At 71.7% G+C, this 16,924-nt stretch carries 10 protein-coding genes; 6 read left to right on the top strand and 4 right to left on the bottom strand.

Going from position 1 to position 16,924, the window contains the following annotated elements:
* Positions 1–61: 61 nt before the first annotated feature.
* Together ACYU96_RS13410 and ACYU96_RS13405 are read right to left on the bottom strand one after the other, a co-directional pair.
* A complete protein-coding gene (locus tag ACYU96_RS13410; RefSeq protein ID WP_460754143.1) occupies positions 62–2,371 on the bottom strand; it encodes a rhamnogalacturonan lyase family protein in 2,310 nt (769 codons plus the stop codon).
* Between the two features lie 164 nt (positions 2,372–2,535).
* Entirely contained in the window at positions 2,536–2,925 is a 390-nt protein-coding gene (locus tag ACYU96_RS13405) for a YchJ family protein (protein ID WP_460754141.1), read from the bottom strand.
* Between the two features lie 174 nt (positions 2,926–3,099).
* On the opposite strand from ACYU96_RS13405, the gene ACYU96_RS13400 reads away from it, so the two are divergent.
* The 4 genes from ACYU96_RS13400 (at position 3,100) to ACYU96_RS13385 (ending at position 13,347) form a co-directional block, all read left to right on the top strand.
* A complete protein-coding gene (locus ACYU96_RS13400) occupies positions 3,100–4,419 on the top strand; it encodes a cytochrome P450 family protein (protein WP_460754138.1) in 1,320 nt (439 codons plus the stop codon).
* 52 nt (positions 4,420–4,471) lie between these two features.
* On the top strand, positions 4,472–5,701 hold the full coding sequence (locus tag ACYU96_RS13395; protein WP_460754135.1) for a sulfotransferase family protein: 1,230 nt from the start codon (positions 4,472–4,474) through the stop codon (positions 5,699–5,701).
* A gap of 79 nt (positions 5,702–5,780) precedes the next feature.
* The gene (locus ACYU96_RS13390) at positions 5,781–7,010 is read left to right on the top strand and encodes a sulfotransferase family protein (RefSeq protein ID WP_460754132.1); all 1,230 of its coding nucleotides are present in this window, start codon (positions 5,781–5,783) and stop codon (positions 7,008–7,010) included.
* Positions 7,011–7,191: 181 nt separating this feature from the next.
* Positions 7,192–13,347 (top strand): Ig-like domain-containing protein, encoded by a 6,156-nt coding sequence (locus ACYU96_RS13385; RefSeq protein WP_460754129.1) that lies wholly within the window; start codon positions 7,192–7,194, stop codon positions 13,345–13,347.
* Between the two features lie 22 nt (positions 13,348–13,369).
* Here the strand turns inward: ACYU96_RS13385 and ACYU96_RS13380 are convergent, their stop codons facing one another.
* Both ACYU96_RS13380 and ACYU96_RS13375 read right to left on the bottom strand, forming a co-directional pair.
* Positions 13,370–14,572: an MFS transporter gene (locus ACYU96_RS13380; RefSeq protein ID WP_460754126.1), complete on the bottom strand. Its 1,203-nt coding sequence runs from the start codon at positions 14,570–14,572 to the stop codon at positions 13,370–13,372.
* 140 nt (positions 14,573–14,712) lie between these two features.
* A complete protein-coding gene (locus ACYU96_RS13375; protein ID WP_460754124.1) occupies positions 14,713–15,243 on the bottom strand; it encodes a hypothetical protein in 531 nt (176 codons plus the stop codon).
* 324 nt (positions 15,244–15,567) lie between these two features.
* Between ACYU96_RS13375 and ACYU96_RS13370 the strand changes: the two genes are divergently transcribed.
* Both ACYU96_RS13370 and ACYU96_RS13365 read left to right on the top strand, forming a co-directional pair.
* A complete protein-coding gene (locus ACYU96_RS13370; RefSeq protein ID WP_460754121.1) occupies positions 15,568–16,101 on the top strand; it encodes a hypothetical protein in 534 nt (177 codons plus the stop codon).
* A gap of 216 nt (positions 16,102–16,317) precedes the next feature.
* Entirely contained in the window at positions 16,318–16,800 is a 483-nt protein-coding gene (locus tag ACYU96_RS13365) for a lamin tail domain-containing protein (RefSeq protein ID WP_460754118.1), read from the top strand.
* Positions 16,801–16,924: the final 124 nt, after the last annotated feature.

Genomic DNA, 16,924 nt, shown 5'->3' with positions numbered 1-16,924 from the left:
GCCCGGGCCCCGGGGAGGGGCTCCGTGCCCGGGCCCGCGCGGCGGGGTCGTGTCGTGGTGGTTACGGCGTGACGACGTCTGGCCAGGGTGCGGACGTCGCGTCGCTCCCGAGGTAGAAGCTCGGGTGGGGCGGCTGGTTGTAGGCGGTGTTCTGCCAGGCGATCGCGACGCGGTACTGCGGGTCGTGCATCAGGGTGGGGATCCGCAGGTCCGTCTCGTACGGGGTGGAGTAGATGCGCAGCGCCGAGCTGTCGCTCGTGCGCCACACGACCTCCTCGCGCCAGTCGCCGAACAGGTCGGCCGACAGCGCGGGCGTCGCCTTGGTGCCGTTGTTCGACGCCACGCCCGACCCGGTCAGCTGCCGCTCACCCGGCGAGTAGCTGTCGATGTGGGTGCCGTCCAGCAGCTCGCGCTCGGCATCGTCGTCCCACCAGATGACGAAGTTCGCCGAGCCCGGCTTGCCGCCGATCGAGCTTCCCGAGGAGTTGAGCAGGCCGCTCACCTGGGAGGACCAGAACTCGGCGCCCGGGTTGCCGGCGTCCACGTTCGCGGCGACGGCGCGGCCGTTGTCCCCGGTCGGCGAGGTCTGGAAGAGGATCGACCCGGTGTCCCCGTCGACCAGCCGCGAGGACGGCTGGTCCGAGTGCTCGCCGGGCATGAACACCTCCTGCCCCGGGTTCCCGGGCACGAAGTCGCTCACGTGCAGCGCGTCGCCGTGGTACATCCGCGTGTTCCACAACGGCTGCCCGTTCGACCCGATCGCCATCGCGCCGAACACGACGTCCTGGCGCCCGTCACCGTCCAGGTCGGCGACGGACAGGCTGTGCGCGCCCTGGCCCTCGTACTGGCTGCCCGCGGTGTTCGAGTCGAAGACCCACCGCGTCGACAGGCTCTGCCCGTCGAAGTCGACCGCCCAGATGACCGAGCGGGTGTAATAGCCCCGCGAGAAGATCATCGACGGCGTCGACCCGTCGAGGTAGGCGGTACCGGCCAGGAACCGGTCGACACGGTTGCCGTAGCTGTCGCCCCAGCTCGAGACGTTGCCGCGCGCGGGCCGGTAGTCGACCGTGTCGACGGCAGCGCCGGTCCTGCCGTCGAAGACGGTCAGGTACTCCGGACCGCTGAGCACGTAGCCGCTGCTGTTGCGGTGGTCGGCGCCGGCGTTCCCGATCACCGTGCCCCGGCCGTCGACCGTGGCGTCCGCCGTCTTCGTCGCGACCTCGGCCGCGCCGTCACCGTCGTAGTCGTACACCTGGAACTGCGTGTAGTGCGCGCCCGACCGGATGTTCCGGCCCAGGTCGATGCGCCACAGCCGGTCGCCCTCCAGGGTGTAGGCGTCGAGGATCGTGTTGCCGGTGTACCCGGACTGCGAGTTGTCCTTCGCGTTCGTCGGGTACCACTTGACGACGTACTCGTAGGTGCCGTCACCGTCCAGGTCGCCGACGCTCACGTCGTTCGCCTCGTAGGTGAAGCCGCCCGACGGCGTCGAGCCGCCCGGGGGCGCCTGGATCGCGACGTCCTGGTAGCCGCCTGCGCCGAACCGGATCTCGGCGTCCGACGGCGTCTCCTCGGTCCCGCCGTTCACCGCCGCCACCGAGTAGGTGGAGCCGGACGACCCGCCGTCGTCCCGGTAGTTGGTCGCACCCGTCAAGGGGGCGGAGGTGAGGCGCTCGCCGTCCCGGTAGACGTGGAACGCCGTGTCGGGGGAGTCGGTGCCCAGGAGGCGCCAGCTGACCAGGTGGCCCGAGCCGGTCGGGATCACCGAGACGCCGCGGGTGAGGGCCTCGGCCTGGTAGGTGCCGTCGCCGGGCGGGTCGGTGGTGCCGCCGTCGTCGACCGGGACGAGGCGCCACTGCTGGTTGGCGCCGCCGGTCGGGTCGTACTGGGAGATCCGGTCGCCCGCCGTGGTGGACAGCTCCCAGACGTCGAGCGCCTTGCCGGAGAAGCGGTTGACGAAGGTGTGGTACCCGTCGGAGCTCTCGGTGACCTGCCACTCCTGGTTGGCGCCGCCCAGGTCGTCGTACTGGGCGATCGTCGCGCCGTTGTCGGCGTTCCACTCCCAGACGTCCAGGACCTGGTTGGAGTGGCGGACCTGGATGCGGTAGTAGCCGTTCCCTGCGTCGAGGAACCGGAACTGCTGGTTGGTCGCGTCGGTCCGGTCCTGCTGGACCAGCTCGGCCCCCGGCTCCGTGGAGCGGCCGTCGATGTCGAGCACGAGGTTCGAGTGCCGGGACTGGACGACGTACCAGGTGCCTGGCTCGACCTGGGCCGCGGCCGAGGTCGGGGCGGCGACGAGGAGAGCGGCGGTCACGCAGGCCGCGGCCGCCAGGGACAGGAGGGCTTTCAGCCGTCTGCTCAGTGGTGTGGACACGTTTCACTCCATCGTGAAGTCGTGGTGCTCGGAAAGCGGTTACCTGAGTGGGTGACGGTAGGGATCCGGAGCGCGCGCGTCAATCCGGCAGGGCCGGTGTGAACCGTTTCAATCCGAGCTGTGGCGTGCGGGCCACCGCACCAGCCGGCGTGCGGGACCCGTCTCTAGGGGCTCGTCGTCCCGTCCAGGTAGTACCAGTGCCCGGCCGCCTTCTCGAAGCGGCTCACCTCGTGCAGCCGGCCGCGCTCGCCGGCCGCACGGTAGTGGGCGACGAACTCGACCACGCCGGTGTCGTCGAACGGTCCGCCGGCCTCGGCGCGGAGGATGTCGAGACGCCGCCAGCGGACGTCGTCGTCGAGGTCGAGCGTGCCCGGGCGGGACGACGGCGACCACGTGGCCAGCAGGTAGCCGGCGTCACCGACGGCGAAGGCCGAGTACCGCGACCGCATCAGGGCCTCCGCGGTGGGCGCGGCGCCGGCGCCACGGTGGTACCGGCCGCAGCAGACGCCGTAGGGCTCGCCGGACAGGCAGGGGCAGCGTGCGGTGTCGTCCATGGCGACATCCTCGCCCGCCGTCGGCGGGCGGCTCACCTGGCCGCACCGGGCGCGGCGCCGTCGTACCCTGTTCCCGCACGTCAGATGCCAGACCTATCTCGACACAGGGGCATATGTCCGGCAGAGTTCTGTCAAACCACACAGCACCCTGTACCCGACCCAGACGGGGACATGATGACCAGCTCGACCACTTTTGACGGCACCGCCGGTATCGGCGGCGCCGTCGGCGGTGATCACGCCACTCGACCGCCGTTGCGGCTCGATGACCCTGAGACCGTCACCACCATCACCGAACTGACCGCAGCCCAGGACGTGGGCGCCCTCCACGCGCGACTCCGTGAGGAGTGGGGGGACCTCGCCCCCGTCGAGATCGAGCCCGGCGCCCGCGCCTGGCTCGTGACGGGGTACCGGACCATCGTCGCGATGGCCCGCGGGCAGCTTCCGCTCACGGCGACCACCGGCACCTGGAGCGGCCACCGGCGCGAGGTGTCGGCCGTGGACTCTCCTCTGCTGCGCCCGCTGGCATCGACCGACCGGTCCATGGTCGAGCAGGTGGACGGCAGCGCGCACGAGCGGCTCCGCGGTCCGCTCGACGAGGTGCTCGGCGTCGTCGACGAGGCCGAGGTGACCAGGACGACCCGCGCCCGGTGCGAGGAGCTGATCGACGGGTTCGCCGGGACCGGCGTCGCCGACCTGGTGCGCGAGTACGTCGCGCCGATGCCGCGGCTGACGCTCGGCGCCGTCCTCGGGTTCGACGCCGCGACCTCGCAGCAGGTGTTCGAGGCTGCCACGCGCGGCGCGACGGGTCGGGACGCCGCCGCGGCCGTCAACGAGGTGAGCTTCCTGCTCACCGGGCAGACGGCGGCCCGCCGGCCCGACGGCGAGCCCACCCCCGCCGGACGGCTCGCGCGGCACGGCGCCTACGAGAGCACCGCGGAGGCAGCGCTCGGCATCCTGTCGCTCACGGCCACCGCGGCCCTCGGGCTGGAGGCCTGGCTGGCTCAGACGCTCTACCTCTCCCTGACCGACGTCCGGTTCGGCCGGCGTCTCACGGGCGGGCAGCTCGGGATCGACGAGGCGCTCGACGAGGTGCTGTGGACGGCGTCGCCGGTCAGCACGCTGGCGCCACGGATCGCCGCCGACGACTTCCTGTTCGGCGACAAGCTCGTGCAGCAAGGGGACGCGGTGCTGCTCGCCGTCGGTGCCGTGGGCACGGACCCGGCCATCCGCGGCGAGGGGTCGTGGGACGGGTCCAGCAGCCGGGCCCACCTGACGTTCGGGGTCGGCGCGCACGCGTGCCCGGCGCCGCACCTGGCCCGCCTGATCGTGCGGACGGCGGCCGAGACGCTGCACCACCGCCTCACTCCGACGCTCGCGCTGCGGACCGACGAGCTCCGGTGGGCGCCGGACTTCCGGTTCCGCCGGCTCGAAGCGCTTCCCGTCGTCTTCCGCCCGGAGCAGATCGCTCCGGAGCCCGAGCGGTTCGCTCCGTGACCCGCGTGGTCACCGTGCGACCTCTGATATCGAATGTTCGAGAAGGGACGTCGTGACCGGCACCACCCGAGCCTCCAAGGTTCTCAACACCGTCTTCGGCCCAGCCGTCAGGGGCCGCGACGATCCGGCCGGCGCCTGGGCGAAGGCCGCCGCCAAGGCCGAGGACGAGGCAGGAATCCAGGACCGTGAGCTCGCCGACGGTTTCTTCCGCGTGTTCGCGAGCATCACCGAGGAGCCCAGGCTCACCCCGCTGGGCTGGTTCTTCGCGCTCAACGTCGTCAAGGACCGGTACGCCAACCGGCTGCGCGTCAAGGCCCTGCTGGCCGAGCGCCCGGAGATCGCGGACGAGCGGATCGTCGATCCGGTGTTCGTGCTCGGGCTCCCGCGCACCGCGACCACGCTCACCCACAAGGTGCTCGCCGCGTCGCCCGAGCACCGCGGGCCGCGCGCGTGGGAGATGACGCACACGGGCCTCGAGGACCCGGCCGCCGCCAAGCAGGCGAGCAAGAGGTTCGACCAGAGCATCCAGGTCGTCACGCGTCTGTTCGCACCGGGCCTGAAGCACATCCACCCGATCCGTGCCGAGGACCCGGAGGAGTCGCTGGTCCTCATGCCGCACGGGACCTTCTGGCCGCTGTTCCACGGCAGCATGCGCTCCTACCGTGAGTGGTACGCGGGGCGCGGCGAGGCGGAGCTGGCCGGCGACTACGAGTGCCTGAAGCAGGGCCTGCAGGTGCTCCAGCACGGTCGGGCGCCCCGGCGGTGGGTCCTCAAGTACCCGGCGCACCTGAACGACATGCCGGTGATCAGGAAGGTGTTCCCGGACGCCACGTTCGTGTGGACGCACCGTGACCCCGCCGCCGTCGTCGGCTCGTCGTGCAGCCTCGTGGAGACGCTGTGGGCGCCGTACCAGTCGGACCCGGACCCGCTGGAGGTCGGGCGGCTCATCATGGAGTCCATGGTCACGTGGGTGGACAACGCGCTGGAGGCACGGCTCACCCTGCCGCCGTCGGCCATCGTGGACGTCCCCTACCACGCGCTGAGCCACGACCCGCACACCGAGGTGCCGCGGGTGTACTCGGCGATCGGGGCGACCTGGACCGCGAGCGACGCGGCACAGCTCGACGAGGTGCTCGCCCGGCCCGCCGGCACCCGCCCGCACAAGTACGACATGACGCGCTACGGACTGCAGCCCGCTGAGGTCGAGGAGGCGTTCGCCCCCTACCTGCGCCTGCTGAACAGCTTCGACAGGCTCGACATGGAGCCGACCGCGGAGCTGTGACACCGGAGGGCGCGCCGGCGGGCGCAGCCATCGCGAGCGCCGCGCGCCCCGCCACATCGATCGTACGAGAAGGGACATCGTGACCCGCACCACCCGAGCCTCCAAGGTTCTCAACACCGTCCTCGGCCCCGTCATGAAGGGGCACGAGGATCCCGCGAACGACTGGGCGAAGGCCGTCGCCCAGGTCGAGGAGGAAGCCGGCGCTCAGGACCGGAGGTTCGCCGACGGCCTCGGCGTCGTCGCCGCGAGCGTCGGCGAGGACCCGAGAATGACGCCCCTGGGCTGGACCTTCGCGCTCAGCCAGATCAAGGACCGGTACGCCAACCGGCTGCGGATCAACGCCCTGTTCGCCGAGCGCCCGGAGATCGCGGACGAGCCCGTCACCGACCCGGTGTTCGTGCTCGGGCTGCCCCGCACGGCCACGACCCTCGCCCACCGGGTGCTCGCGGCGTCGCCCGCCCACCGTGGCCCGCTCATGTGGGAGATGTCCCACACCGGGCTCGAGGACCCGGTCGCCGCCGAGCGGGAGATCAAGAAGCTCGACCAGGGAAGCAAGCTCGTCACGGGTCTGTTCGCGCCGGGCCTGAAGCACATGCACCCGAGCCGCGCCGAGCAGCCGGAGGAGTCGATGATGCTGCTCCCGCACGGGGCCTACTGGCCGCTGCTGTACGGCACGATGCCGTCCTACCGCGACTGGTACTCCCGCCGTGGCGCGCAGGAGGTGGCCGACGACTACCGGTACCTGAAGCAGGGCCTGCAGGTGCTGCAGCACGGGCGCGAGCGCAAGCGTTGGGTCGTCAAGTACCCAGGACACCTGGGGGACATGGCGGCGATCAGGGAGGTGTTCCCGGACGCCACGTTCGTGTGGACGCACCGTGACCCGTCCTCCGTCGTCGGCTCGACCTGCAGTCTCGTGGAGACGATGTGGGCGATGTATCAGAAGGACCCGGACCGGGTGGCGGTCGGGGAGCTCGTCCTGGACACCATGGTCGCGTGGATCGACAGTGCGCTGGAGTCGCGGCTCAGCCTGCCGCCGTCGGCCATCGTGGACGTGCCGTACCACAAGCTGAGCGCCGATCCGCACACCGAGGTGCCGCGGGTGTACTCGGCGATCGGGGCGACCTGGACGGCGAGCGACGCGGCACAGCTCGACGAGGTGCTCGCCCGGCCCGCCGGCACCCGCCCGCACCGGTACGACATCACCGACTACGGGCTGGAGCAGGCCCGGGTCGAGGAGGCGTTCTCGGGATACCTGCGCCTGCTGAACAGCTTCGACAGGCTGGACGCGGAGCCGACGGCGGAGATGTGACCGTCGGGTGGGGGCCGTGGCGGCGGTGACGGCCACGGCCCCCACGGAGGGGGCCGTCCCGCTGTCGGGGCCGGCCGGGGCATGGGGACATCTCCCCATGCCTGCTTGCTGTGGGCGCGTGGGTCGTGCTTGTAAGGTGAAGCCCGATCCGGGTGCGGACTGACCCGGACATCGTGGACCGGTGAGCGACGGGCCCCTCACGATCGAGGCGCCCGTCGCCCGGTCTGTGGCCAGGATGTTGCGTCTGAGGGGAAGCTTCGTGCCCGCGTTCCGGTTCAGGGAGAACAAGCGTGCGATCGCGTCTGCGGGAGCCGTCACGATCTTCTCCGGCGCCCTCCTGGGCCTCGCCCTCTGGTACGACGGCGAGGCCACGGCCGACGTCGTCCTCGACGACTCGGGCATCTGGGTGACCCGGACGGGTCACAACGAGCTGGGCCGGTTCAACTTCGAGGCCGGGACGCTCGACGGCGTGATGCTGGCGGGCTCGTCGAGCTTCGACGTCTCCCAGGACGGCGGGCGGGTGCTCCTGGACGACGACGGCAACGGTGAGGCGCGTCCGGTCGACCCCGCGCATCTCCAGTTCGGCCAGGACCTCACGCTGCCTGCCGGGGCGCAGGTGGCGTCCGGCGGTGCGGCGGCGGCCGTGTACGACGGCGAGTCCGGGCGCCTGTGGGTGCTGCCGTTCGACGGCGCGCTGGCGTTCGACGAGGAGGAGCAGGAGCCGACCGCGGAGACCGGCGAGGGCGGGACGCTGGCCGTCGGGGTCGACGGCACGGTGTACGTCGCCACGACGGGCGAGGGCGGGGAGCTCACGGTCGTCCCGACGAACGGGAACGGCGCGCCGGGGGCCGTCGCCACGGAGCCGATCAGCGCCCAGGAGGGTGCGGACCTCCAGGTCTCGGCGGTGGGCGACCAGCCCGTGGTGCTGGACCGCACGGGGGAGACCCTGACGGTCGTCGGCGGCGAGCAGGTCCGGATCGAGGGCCTCGCCGCGGCCATGCTGCAGCTCCCGTCCGAGGACTCCGACACGGTGGCCGTGGCCACCACGGACGAGCTGATCAGCCAGCCTCTCGGCGGCGGCGACGCACTCATGCAGCCCGGGTCGGGGAGTCCGGTCGCTCCGGCACAGGTCGCCGGGTGCACCTACGGCGCGTGGTCGAGCACCGGCGAGGTGCTGCGGGACTGCCCGGGGACGGACTCGGACGACCGGCAGACCCTCGAGGGGATCTCGCCGAACGCCGTGCTCCAGTACCGGGTGAACCGCGGCCACATCATCCTCAACGACGTCATCGGTGGCGACCTCTGGCTGCCGACGGACGAGTTCCGCCTCGTCGACGACTGGGACCTGAAGCAGAACCAGGACGAGGAGGGGGAGAGGTCCGAGTCCGAGGAGACGGTCTACGAGCAGGTGGACCAGGTGGTCGCCGACCGCGACAAGCCGAACAACCCGCCGGAGCCGAAGTCCGACGACCTGGGCGTGCGCCCCGGCCGGACCACGGTCCTGGACGTGCTGCGCAACGACGTCGATCCGGACGGGGACGTCATGACGGTGTCCGTGCCGGACGGCCGGGAGACGGGCTCGGGGATCGCCGTGGACCGCGTGCTGGACGGCGCGGCGCTGCAGGCGGACGTGCCGGAGGACGCGACGGGGACCGTCACGTTCACGTACGAGGTCGACGACGGCCGCGAGGGCGGGACCGCGACGGCGGACGTGACGCTGAAGGTCCGCCCGCCGGACCAGAACGAGCCGCCGGCGGTGGCCGACCCGGACGCCGAGCCGGTGCTCGAGGTGGCCCAGGCCGGCACGGCGAAGATCCAGGTGCTGCCGTACTTCAAGGACCCGGACGGCGACGACCTGTTCCTGTCCACGGCCACCACCCAGGACCCGTCCGACGAGGTGCGCTCCCGTCCGGACGGCACGCTGGAGTTCCTCGACGGCGGAGGCGGCACGGGCCGCAAGATCGTGGACGTGACGGTCTCCGACGGCCAGGGTGCGGTGGCCGAGGGCCGGGTCCTGGTGGACGTCGTCGCGGACGACCAGCCGCCGATCCCGGTGCAGGACCACGTCACGACCCTCGTGGGCGAGCCGGTGACCGTGGAGCCGCTGGAGAACGACTCGGACCCGAACGGGGACCAGATCCAGCTGGCGGGGGTCGGCGGCGCCCGGCCGGCGGAGATCACGCCGAACCACACGGCCGGGACCTTCCGTCTCCTGAGTGAGAAGGCTGGCTCCTACGACATCCCCTACGAGGTCACGGACGGGCCCAACCCCGCGGTGACCGGGCTGGTCCGGGTGGACGTGATCGAGCCGCCGAGCGACGTGGGCACGCCGACCGTGGTGTCGGACCGGGTGTTGCTGCCCAAGGGTGGTGAGGGTCTGGTGGACGTGTTGGCGAACGACACCGATCCGTCTGGTGGTGTGCTGGTGGTGCAGGAGGTCGACGTCCCGGAGGACTCCGGTCTGACGGTCGCGGTGCTGGACCATCATGTTTTGAAGGTCACTGAGAACCGGCGTCTGGAGTCGACGGCGACGATCGGGTACACGGTGTCGAATGGTGAGGCGACGGCTACGGGGCAGGTGCATGTGGTGCCGATTCCGGCGTCGGAGCGGTTGCGGCCGCCGGAGGCGGGTGCGGACGAGGTGGATGTGCATGTGGGTGACACGGTGACGATCCCGGTGCTGAAGAACGACTCTCACCCGGACGGTCTGCCGGTGGAGCTGGCTGAGGAGCTGGTGGAGGAGCCGGAGGCCGGGCTCGGTGAGGCGTTCGTGTCGGAGGAGGTCGTTCGTTTCAGGGCGGGTGACGAGGCGGGTGTGGCGCATGCTGTCTATGAGGTGGCGGACCCGAACCGGCAGCGCGACTCCGCACAGATCACCATCAACGTCCGCGACAACGCGGACAACACGGCGCCGCAGCTCCCGGACGTCGAGGCGCGCGTGCTCTCGGGCGGAACGGTCAGGATCGAGGTCCCGCTGGACGGCGTGGACCCGGACGGCGACTACGTCATGCTCTCGGACATCTCCGGCGCGCCGACCAAGGGTCGCGCCCGGATCACGGACGGGTTCATCGACTTCGAGGCGTCACCGGACGCGGTCGGGACGGACACGTTCACCTACAGCGCGACGGACAGCCGTGGCGCGGTGGGCATCGGGACGGTGCGGGTGGGGGTCGCGCCGTTGCCGGCGACGAACCAGAAGCCTGTCGCGCAGGACGACGAGACGCTGGTGCGGCCGGACCGTACCGTGGCGATCGCCGCGCTGGACAACGACACGGACCCGGACGGCGACGAGATCGGCCTGGTGGAGTCCCTGTTCAGCAGCACCGCGGCCCTCGAGCCGGCGGTCGTGGAGGACGACGTGGTCGTGACCGCGCCGTCGCAGGAGGGACAGCATCCCTTCTACTACGGCATCCAGGACGTCTACAAGGCGCGCGCGCAGGGCACGATCACGGTGGAGGTTGCCAGGGATGCGCCGCTGCTGCGGCCGGTAGCGCACGACGACGTGCTCTCGGTCCCGGACGTGGTGGGCAAGGACTCGGTCACGGTCGATGTGCTGGCCAACGATGTGGATCCGGACGGGGTGGGCGCGGACCTCGAGGTGAGCCTGGACGGGACGCCTGAGGGGGCGACGCTGACGGAGGACAGGAAGGTGCAGGTCGAGGTGCGGTCTGACCTGCAGATCCTCACGTACACGGTCACGGACATGGACGGGCTGGAGTCCAGCGCGTTCGTGCGGGTGCCCGGTGACTCGTTGACGCCGCACCTGAAGCCGGGTCTGGATCCGCTGGAGGCGTTCAGCGGGGAGCCGCTGGAGATCGACCTGAACGAGTACGTCGTGGTCGAGGAAGGTCTGGAGCCGAGCATCACCTCGGAGTCCACGGTGAGCGCCGTCGAGGGCGCGGTGGAGGTCACGGGCAGCGCGAGCCTCACGTACGTCTCGGAGAAGGACTACTTCGGCCCGGCGTCGGTGAGCTTCGAGGTGACCGACGGCGACGGGCCGGAGGACCCCGAGGGGCGCAAGGCGACGTTGACGCTGCCCATCGAGGTGCGGCCGACGAACAACCAGCCTCCGCAGATCAAGGGGTCCCCGGTGCTGGAGGTGCCCGCTGCCGAGGAGGGTGCCGTCGACCTGGGTGCCTACGTGACCGATCCGGAGAACGACGACCTGACGTTCAAGGTGCAGGCCGGCGCCGAGGGGCTGAACGCCTCGGCGCAGGGCAGCACGGTGACCGCGCAGGCCGACGCGTCCGTGCCCAAGGGCACCACGCGGACGATCCCCTTCACGGTGACCGACGGCAAGACCGACCCGGTCGAGGGGGAGCTCCAGGTGCAGGTCGTCGCCTCGACCCGGCCCCTGGCGGCAACGGGCGACGACAAGGTGGACGGCGCCCACGAGGGCGTGGCCGAGACCGTCGACGTGCTGGCCAACGACACCAACCCCTTCCCGGAGACACCGCTCGAGCTCGTCGGCACGGCGGTGGTCGAGACGGGCAAGGGCACCGCGGACTACAGCGGTGACCGGGTCGTCGTGACGCCGGCCGAGGGCTTCCACGGCGCGATGCGCGTGAAGTACACCGTGCAGGACGCCACCCAGGACGAGGACCGGCACGTCGACGGCGTCGTGGACCTCACCGTGCTGGGCAAGCCGGACGCCCCGCGGGCACCGCGCGTGGGAGAGGTGCGGTCCGAGACCGTGGTCCTCACGTGGGACGAGCCGAACAACAACGGCGCGCCCATCACGGGCTACATCGTGCAGGACTCCGACGGCACCGAGCACGCGTGCCCGTCGACGACGTGCACCGTCACGGGTCTGACCAACAACGTCACCTACACGTTCACCGTCCAGGCGGAGAACGAGGTCGGCCCGGGGGAGGCGTCCCAGCCGTCCCAGGAGGCGCGCCCGGACCAGAAGCCGGACCGGCCCGCACCCCCCACGCTGACGTTCGGCGACACGTCGCTCGAGGTGAGCTGGACCAACCGGAACTACACCGACCGCTCACCGATCGACTGCGTGAACCTGCAGATCTCGCCCGCGCCGCCGAACGGCGCCACGCAGAAGAGCTGCGTCGCGGGCAGCGGCACCACGTGGGACGGGCTGGAGAACGGCACCGCCTACCGCGTCAGCGTGCAGGCGAAGAACCAGGCCCCGGACCCGTCCGAATGGTCCGAGCCGTCGGCGCCCGAGGTGCCCGCCGGCCCGCCGGAGACTCCGGGCGCACCGGTCGCGACGCGCGCGAACACCGCGCTGGGCGGCGAGATCGACGTGACCTGGAACGCGCCCGCCAACAACGGCGACGCGGTCAAGCGCTACCACATCGACGTGTTCGAGGACGGCTCGAAGGTCAGGACCCAGACCGTGACCGGCACGAGCCAGAAGTTCGGGAGCCTGAGCACCAAGAAGAGCTACACCTTCCAGGTGGCCGCCGAGAACAAGGCCGGCACGTCCAGCCCGAGCCCGCAGTCCAACGCGGTGCAGCCCTACGGCACGCCGGACCGCCCGGGGACGCCCTCGGCCCGGCTCGGCAGCACCACGAGCGGGCAGGCGGACGTCAGCTGGAACGCCATCGGCGACTTCCGCGGCAGCGGCGGCAGCTACGAGGTGGCGTCCAGCCCGGACGCGGGAGGCAGCCGGAACGTCGGCAACACGACGTCGTACACGTACCGGGGCCTGCAGAACGGCACCAGCTACACGTTCCAGGTGCGTGCCTGCAACGACCACGGCGTGTGCTCGGCATGGTCCGCGGCGTCGGGCGCCGTGGTGCCCTACGGGCCGCCGCCCACGCCGTCGATCTCGGCCAGCGGCGGAGACCAGCAGGTGACGTTCACGTGGGACGCCCGCGGTACCAACGGCCGTCCCACCACGGTCACGGTCTCGGGTGCGTTCTCCAGCACGGCCAAGAACGGGTCCAAGAGCGTCTCGGCCGGCTACAGCGACACCAAGCAGGCGTGCGTCGTGGTCCGGGACTCCGAGGGGCAGGAGGCCCGGGCCTGCGCCTCGGGGACCTCCAAGGCGAAGCCGAACCCGGCGGCGACGGTGGTGCGCGGCTCGTCGGTCAACAACTCGCAGTGCAGCGACCCGTCGTGCTCCTTCTACAAGGTGAACTACAGCGACTTCCCGAGCGGTACCCACCGGGTGGAGTGCTGGTCCGGCACCAACCCCAGCAGCGCCCCCGGGTGGCACAACATCGTCGACGGGCGGACCAGCCCCGGCGGGTCCGGACAGGACGTCAGCTTCGGCGGGTCCGGCACGACGCAGCTGAGATGCTTCTACGGGCACCCGGGTACCTCGGTGGCCGTGGTGATCGACGGCACGAGATACGCGGCGTCGACGTGGTAGCCCGCCGGCGTCCCTGGTTCCGCTAGCGTCCCCGGCGGAGCCGGTCGGCCTTCCCGGTCCAGTAGCCCACCCACACCGCGCCCGCCAGCGCCGCCGCGCCGATCAGCACCGGCGCGGCGGCCAGCGGCGCGAGGGCGGCCACGGCGGACACGAGCAGCGGCCCGCCGGTGTTGCCGATGTCCCCGCACAGCCGCCAGCCGCCGAGGAACTGCGAGCGGCCCTCCTCGGGCGCGGCGTCGGCGCCCAGCGTCATCACGATCCCCGAACCGAGCCCGTTGCCCAGCGCGATGAGCGCCATGACGGCGCCGACGCCGAGCGCGGAGTCCGTCAGGGGCAGCAGCAGGCATCCGACGCCGACGGCGAGCACCACCGGCACCGCCACGACCCGTCGGCCGCGCTTGTCCAGCAGCCAGCCGCCCGGCAGCGTCAGCAGGATGTCGATCGTCGCCGCGACCGCGAAGAGCAGCGAGACGACCGCCGCGTCGATGTGCAGGTGGTCGGCCCACAGCGGCAGCAGCCCGGTCCGCACCGACCGGGAGGCCCCGATGATGACGACGGCGACCCCGAGCGTGAGCAGCGTGCGCCGGTGCTCCCACAGCACCGTGTGCACCGGTTGCGGGACGATGTCGCGCGCCACGCGGCCGAAGTCCGGCATCCGGGTCACGATCACGGCCGAGGCGAGCGACGCGCCCGCCGCGAGCACGAACACCGAGCGCGTCTCGAGCAGGTGGATCAGCAGCGCGCCCAGCAGCGGCCCGATCAGGATCCCGACCCGCATCGACCCACCCAGCAGGGCCATCCCGCGCGCACGGTGGGTGACCGGTACCGCGTCGATCAGGAAGCCCTGCCGCGCCAGCAGGAACGCCGTCCAGCTCATCCCGCTGACGACCACGCACACGCACAGCGCCCAGACCGACGGGACGAAGAACGCGGCCAGCATCGCGACCGCGTCCACGAGCCCGGCGATCACCAGGGTGCGCCGCTCGCCGAGACGGGCGACGACGGCGCCCGACGGGAGCGAGTTGACGAGCTGCCCGATCCCCATGAGCGCGACGACGAACGCCGCGACCGCGGTGCTCGCGCCCAGGTCGCGCGCGTGGAGCGCCAGGACGGGGAGCACTGCGCCGTGCCCGATCGAGCTGACGACGGACGGCAGGTAGGCGACGAGGGCGATGTCCCGGAAGCTGAAGGGCGCTTCTGCCGTTGCGCCGTCCGTTCCTGTCACGCCGTCATCCTGTCAGACGGTTGGCCGGGGCAAGGGAGCGCCGGCGCGACACGACGACGTCCTGCCGCCCCGGTGCTCCTGGGGCGGCAGGACGTCGGTCGGTGGCGCGCGGCCGTTGCCGGTGGTGCGCGGCTACCGCGTCACAGGTCCCGGTTGCCGAACTGGACCCAGCCGAACACCTCCCGCTCAGGTACCGCGCCCTGGAACGCGGACGGGTCGTCCGGGACGAACTCCGCGCTGATCCCGTACCACTCCGCGTACGAGGTGTCGCCCTCGACGCGGCCGCCCGGGAGCACCCAGGTCGGCGCGACGGCCTCGCCGTCGGCCACCGGCTGCAGGCCGAGGTCGAACTCGACCCCGCTCCCGACCGCGACGAAGTGCACGCTGCCCTCCGCCCCGGCGGGGCCCACGGTGACGGTGAGCGGCTGGAACGACGGCGCGTCCTCGGGGGTCACACCCTCGGTGCCGCCGCCGTACGCACCCTGGTTGACCCACTCGATCGTGACCTCGGCCGGGGCGGAGCGCCCTGCCGTCGTCGACGTTCCGCTCAGGGCCGGCGGCGTCGCGCTCGGCACCGCGTCGGCCGCGCCGCCCGCGCCGATCACGACGGCCGACGTCAGGGTGAGTGTGGCCAGCGCGGCGGCCGGCCTCATCGATGACTTGATCCTCATGGGTGACACGTCCTCTTCCTCGAGCATGACGGGTGCTGCGGACCGTGATCGCCGTTCTGATATCGAGCGGCGCTCCTACCGTGCGCAGATCGGACAGGCTGCGCGACCACCTTCGCAAAACGTTTACTTTCAAAGTTCAACTACTCCATAGGGTCGCGGCCGTCCGGCCCTCGACAGGACCGGCGTGGCGTCGAGGCCGGCCCGTGGCGAGTCCCCGGCCAGGTGCGGCCGCCGGCTCGCCGGGAACCGTGCGTCGCACGCCACGGTGCTCTCAGCAGGCGGTATGTTGTGCCTCCTTCCGCCGCGACGACAGAAGGTGTGCGCATGACGACCCTGACCGAATTCAGCGATGCCGAGCTGGCCCGACTCCTGGAGGCCCCGGGCGCGGTGCTCAAGGCGGTCATCCTCGCCGACGGGCGCCCGGGCTCTGTCAGCTTCATGAAGGCGGGCTCCCGGGCCGCCAAGGTGTTCCGGCTGGCCCAGGACCACGAGAACGAGTTCGTGCGCGCGCTCGCGCTCGCGTTGCGTGACCACAAGCGGGATACGCGGGGCCGCGACGAGCAGGACGGCGAGGGCGGCGAGGGCGCCGGTGCCTCCGGGTCGGAGGACTTCACGCATCCTGACCCGGAGCGGGAGGCCGCTCGGGCGGTCGAGTGCACCGAGGAGTCGATCGCGCTGCTCCGGGGACGGGCCGACGACCTGGACGTCGACGCCTACGGCGCGTGGCTGGTGGGGATCGCCACGGAGGTGGCCAAGGCCACCATCACCAAGGAGGGCGGCTTCTTCAGCAAGCGGGTCGCGATCTCGGAGAACGAGCGGGCTCTGATCGAGAGGCTGACGACCGCGGCTGCGCGCTGAGACCCGAGGCGGCCGGCGCCCGTCCGTCCGCCGGCGGGACCTTTGGCCCGAAGTCCGGGCCGTTGGTCCCTGGTACGCCCGGTCGCCTGCGGGGAAGGATGGGTCGTCTGGCCGCACCGGTACGTCGTCCTGGCGGGGCCGTGGAACCACGGCGCGGCACGCGCCGAGCGTGACGTGCTCCGTACTCCTCCCTCCCAGCCCCGAAGGACCCACCCCATGATGACTGTCACGCACCCCCGGCGGCTGCTCGCCCTGGCCCTCCTGGGCGGACTGCTGGCCGCGCTGATGATCCCGCTGACGCTGTCGACGGCACCGGGCGCGCAGGCCGCGACGTCGTCCATCACCGGCGGGATCAGGATCACCAAGGTGGTCTACAACCCGAGCGGGGACGAGCGGTACGCCCCGAACACCGAGAAGGTCTACATCAAGAACGTGACGGGCTCGAAGAAGAACCTGCGGAACGTCCGGCTGTCCGACCCCGCCGGGCACCGGTACACCCTGCCGTACTACGCCCTTGGCGCCGGCAAGACGGTCGTCGTCCACTCCGGCAAGGGGGCCAACCGCACCGGGCACCTGTACGCCCGCTGGAACACCGCCGTATGGAACAACGACGGCGACACCGCCCGGCTCAAGGCCTCCAACGGGAAGCTGATCGACAAGTGCCGGTGGTCCGGCGGCAAGGTGACCGCCTCCTGCTGACGGGTACGGGCGGGGGGCCGCGGCGAGCGTTCGTCAGGAGCGCCGCGTCCTCGATGCGCCGGAACGACCGTGGTGGCAGCGGCGCGGGGCGGCCCCAGGTCGTCAACCGGCGGCTGTCCGGACC

This window comes from Myceligenerans cantabricum (genome assembly GCF_054777735.1).
This window is presented reverse-complemented; position numbering and strand designations above follow the sequence as displayed.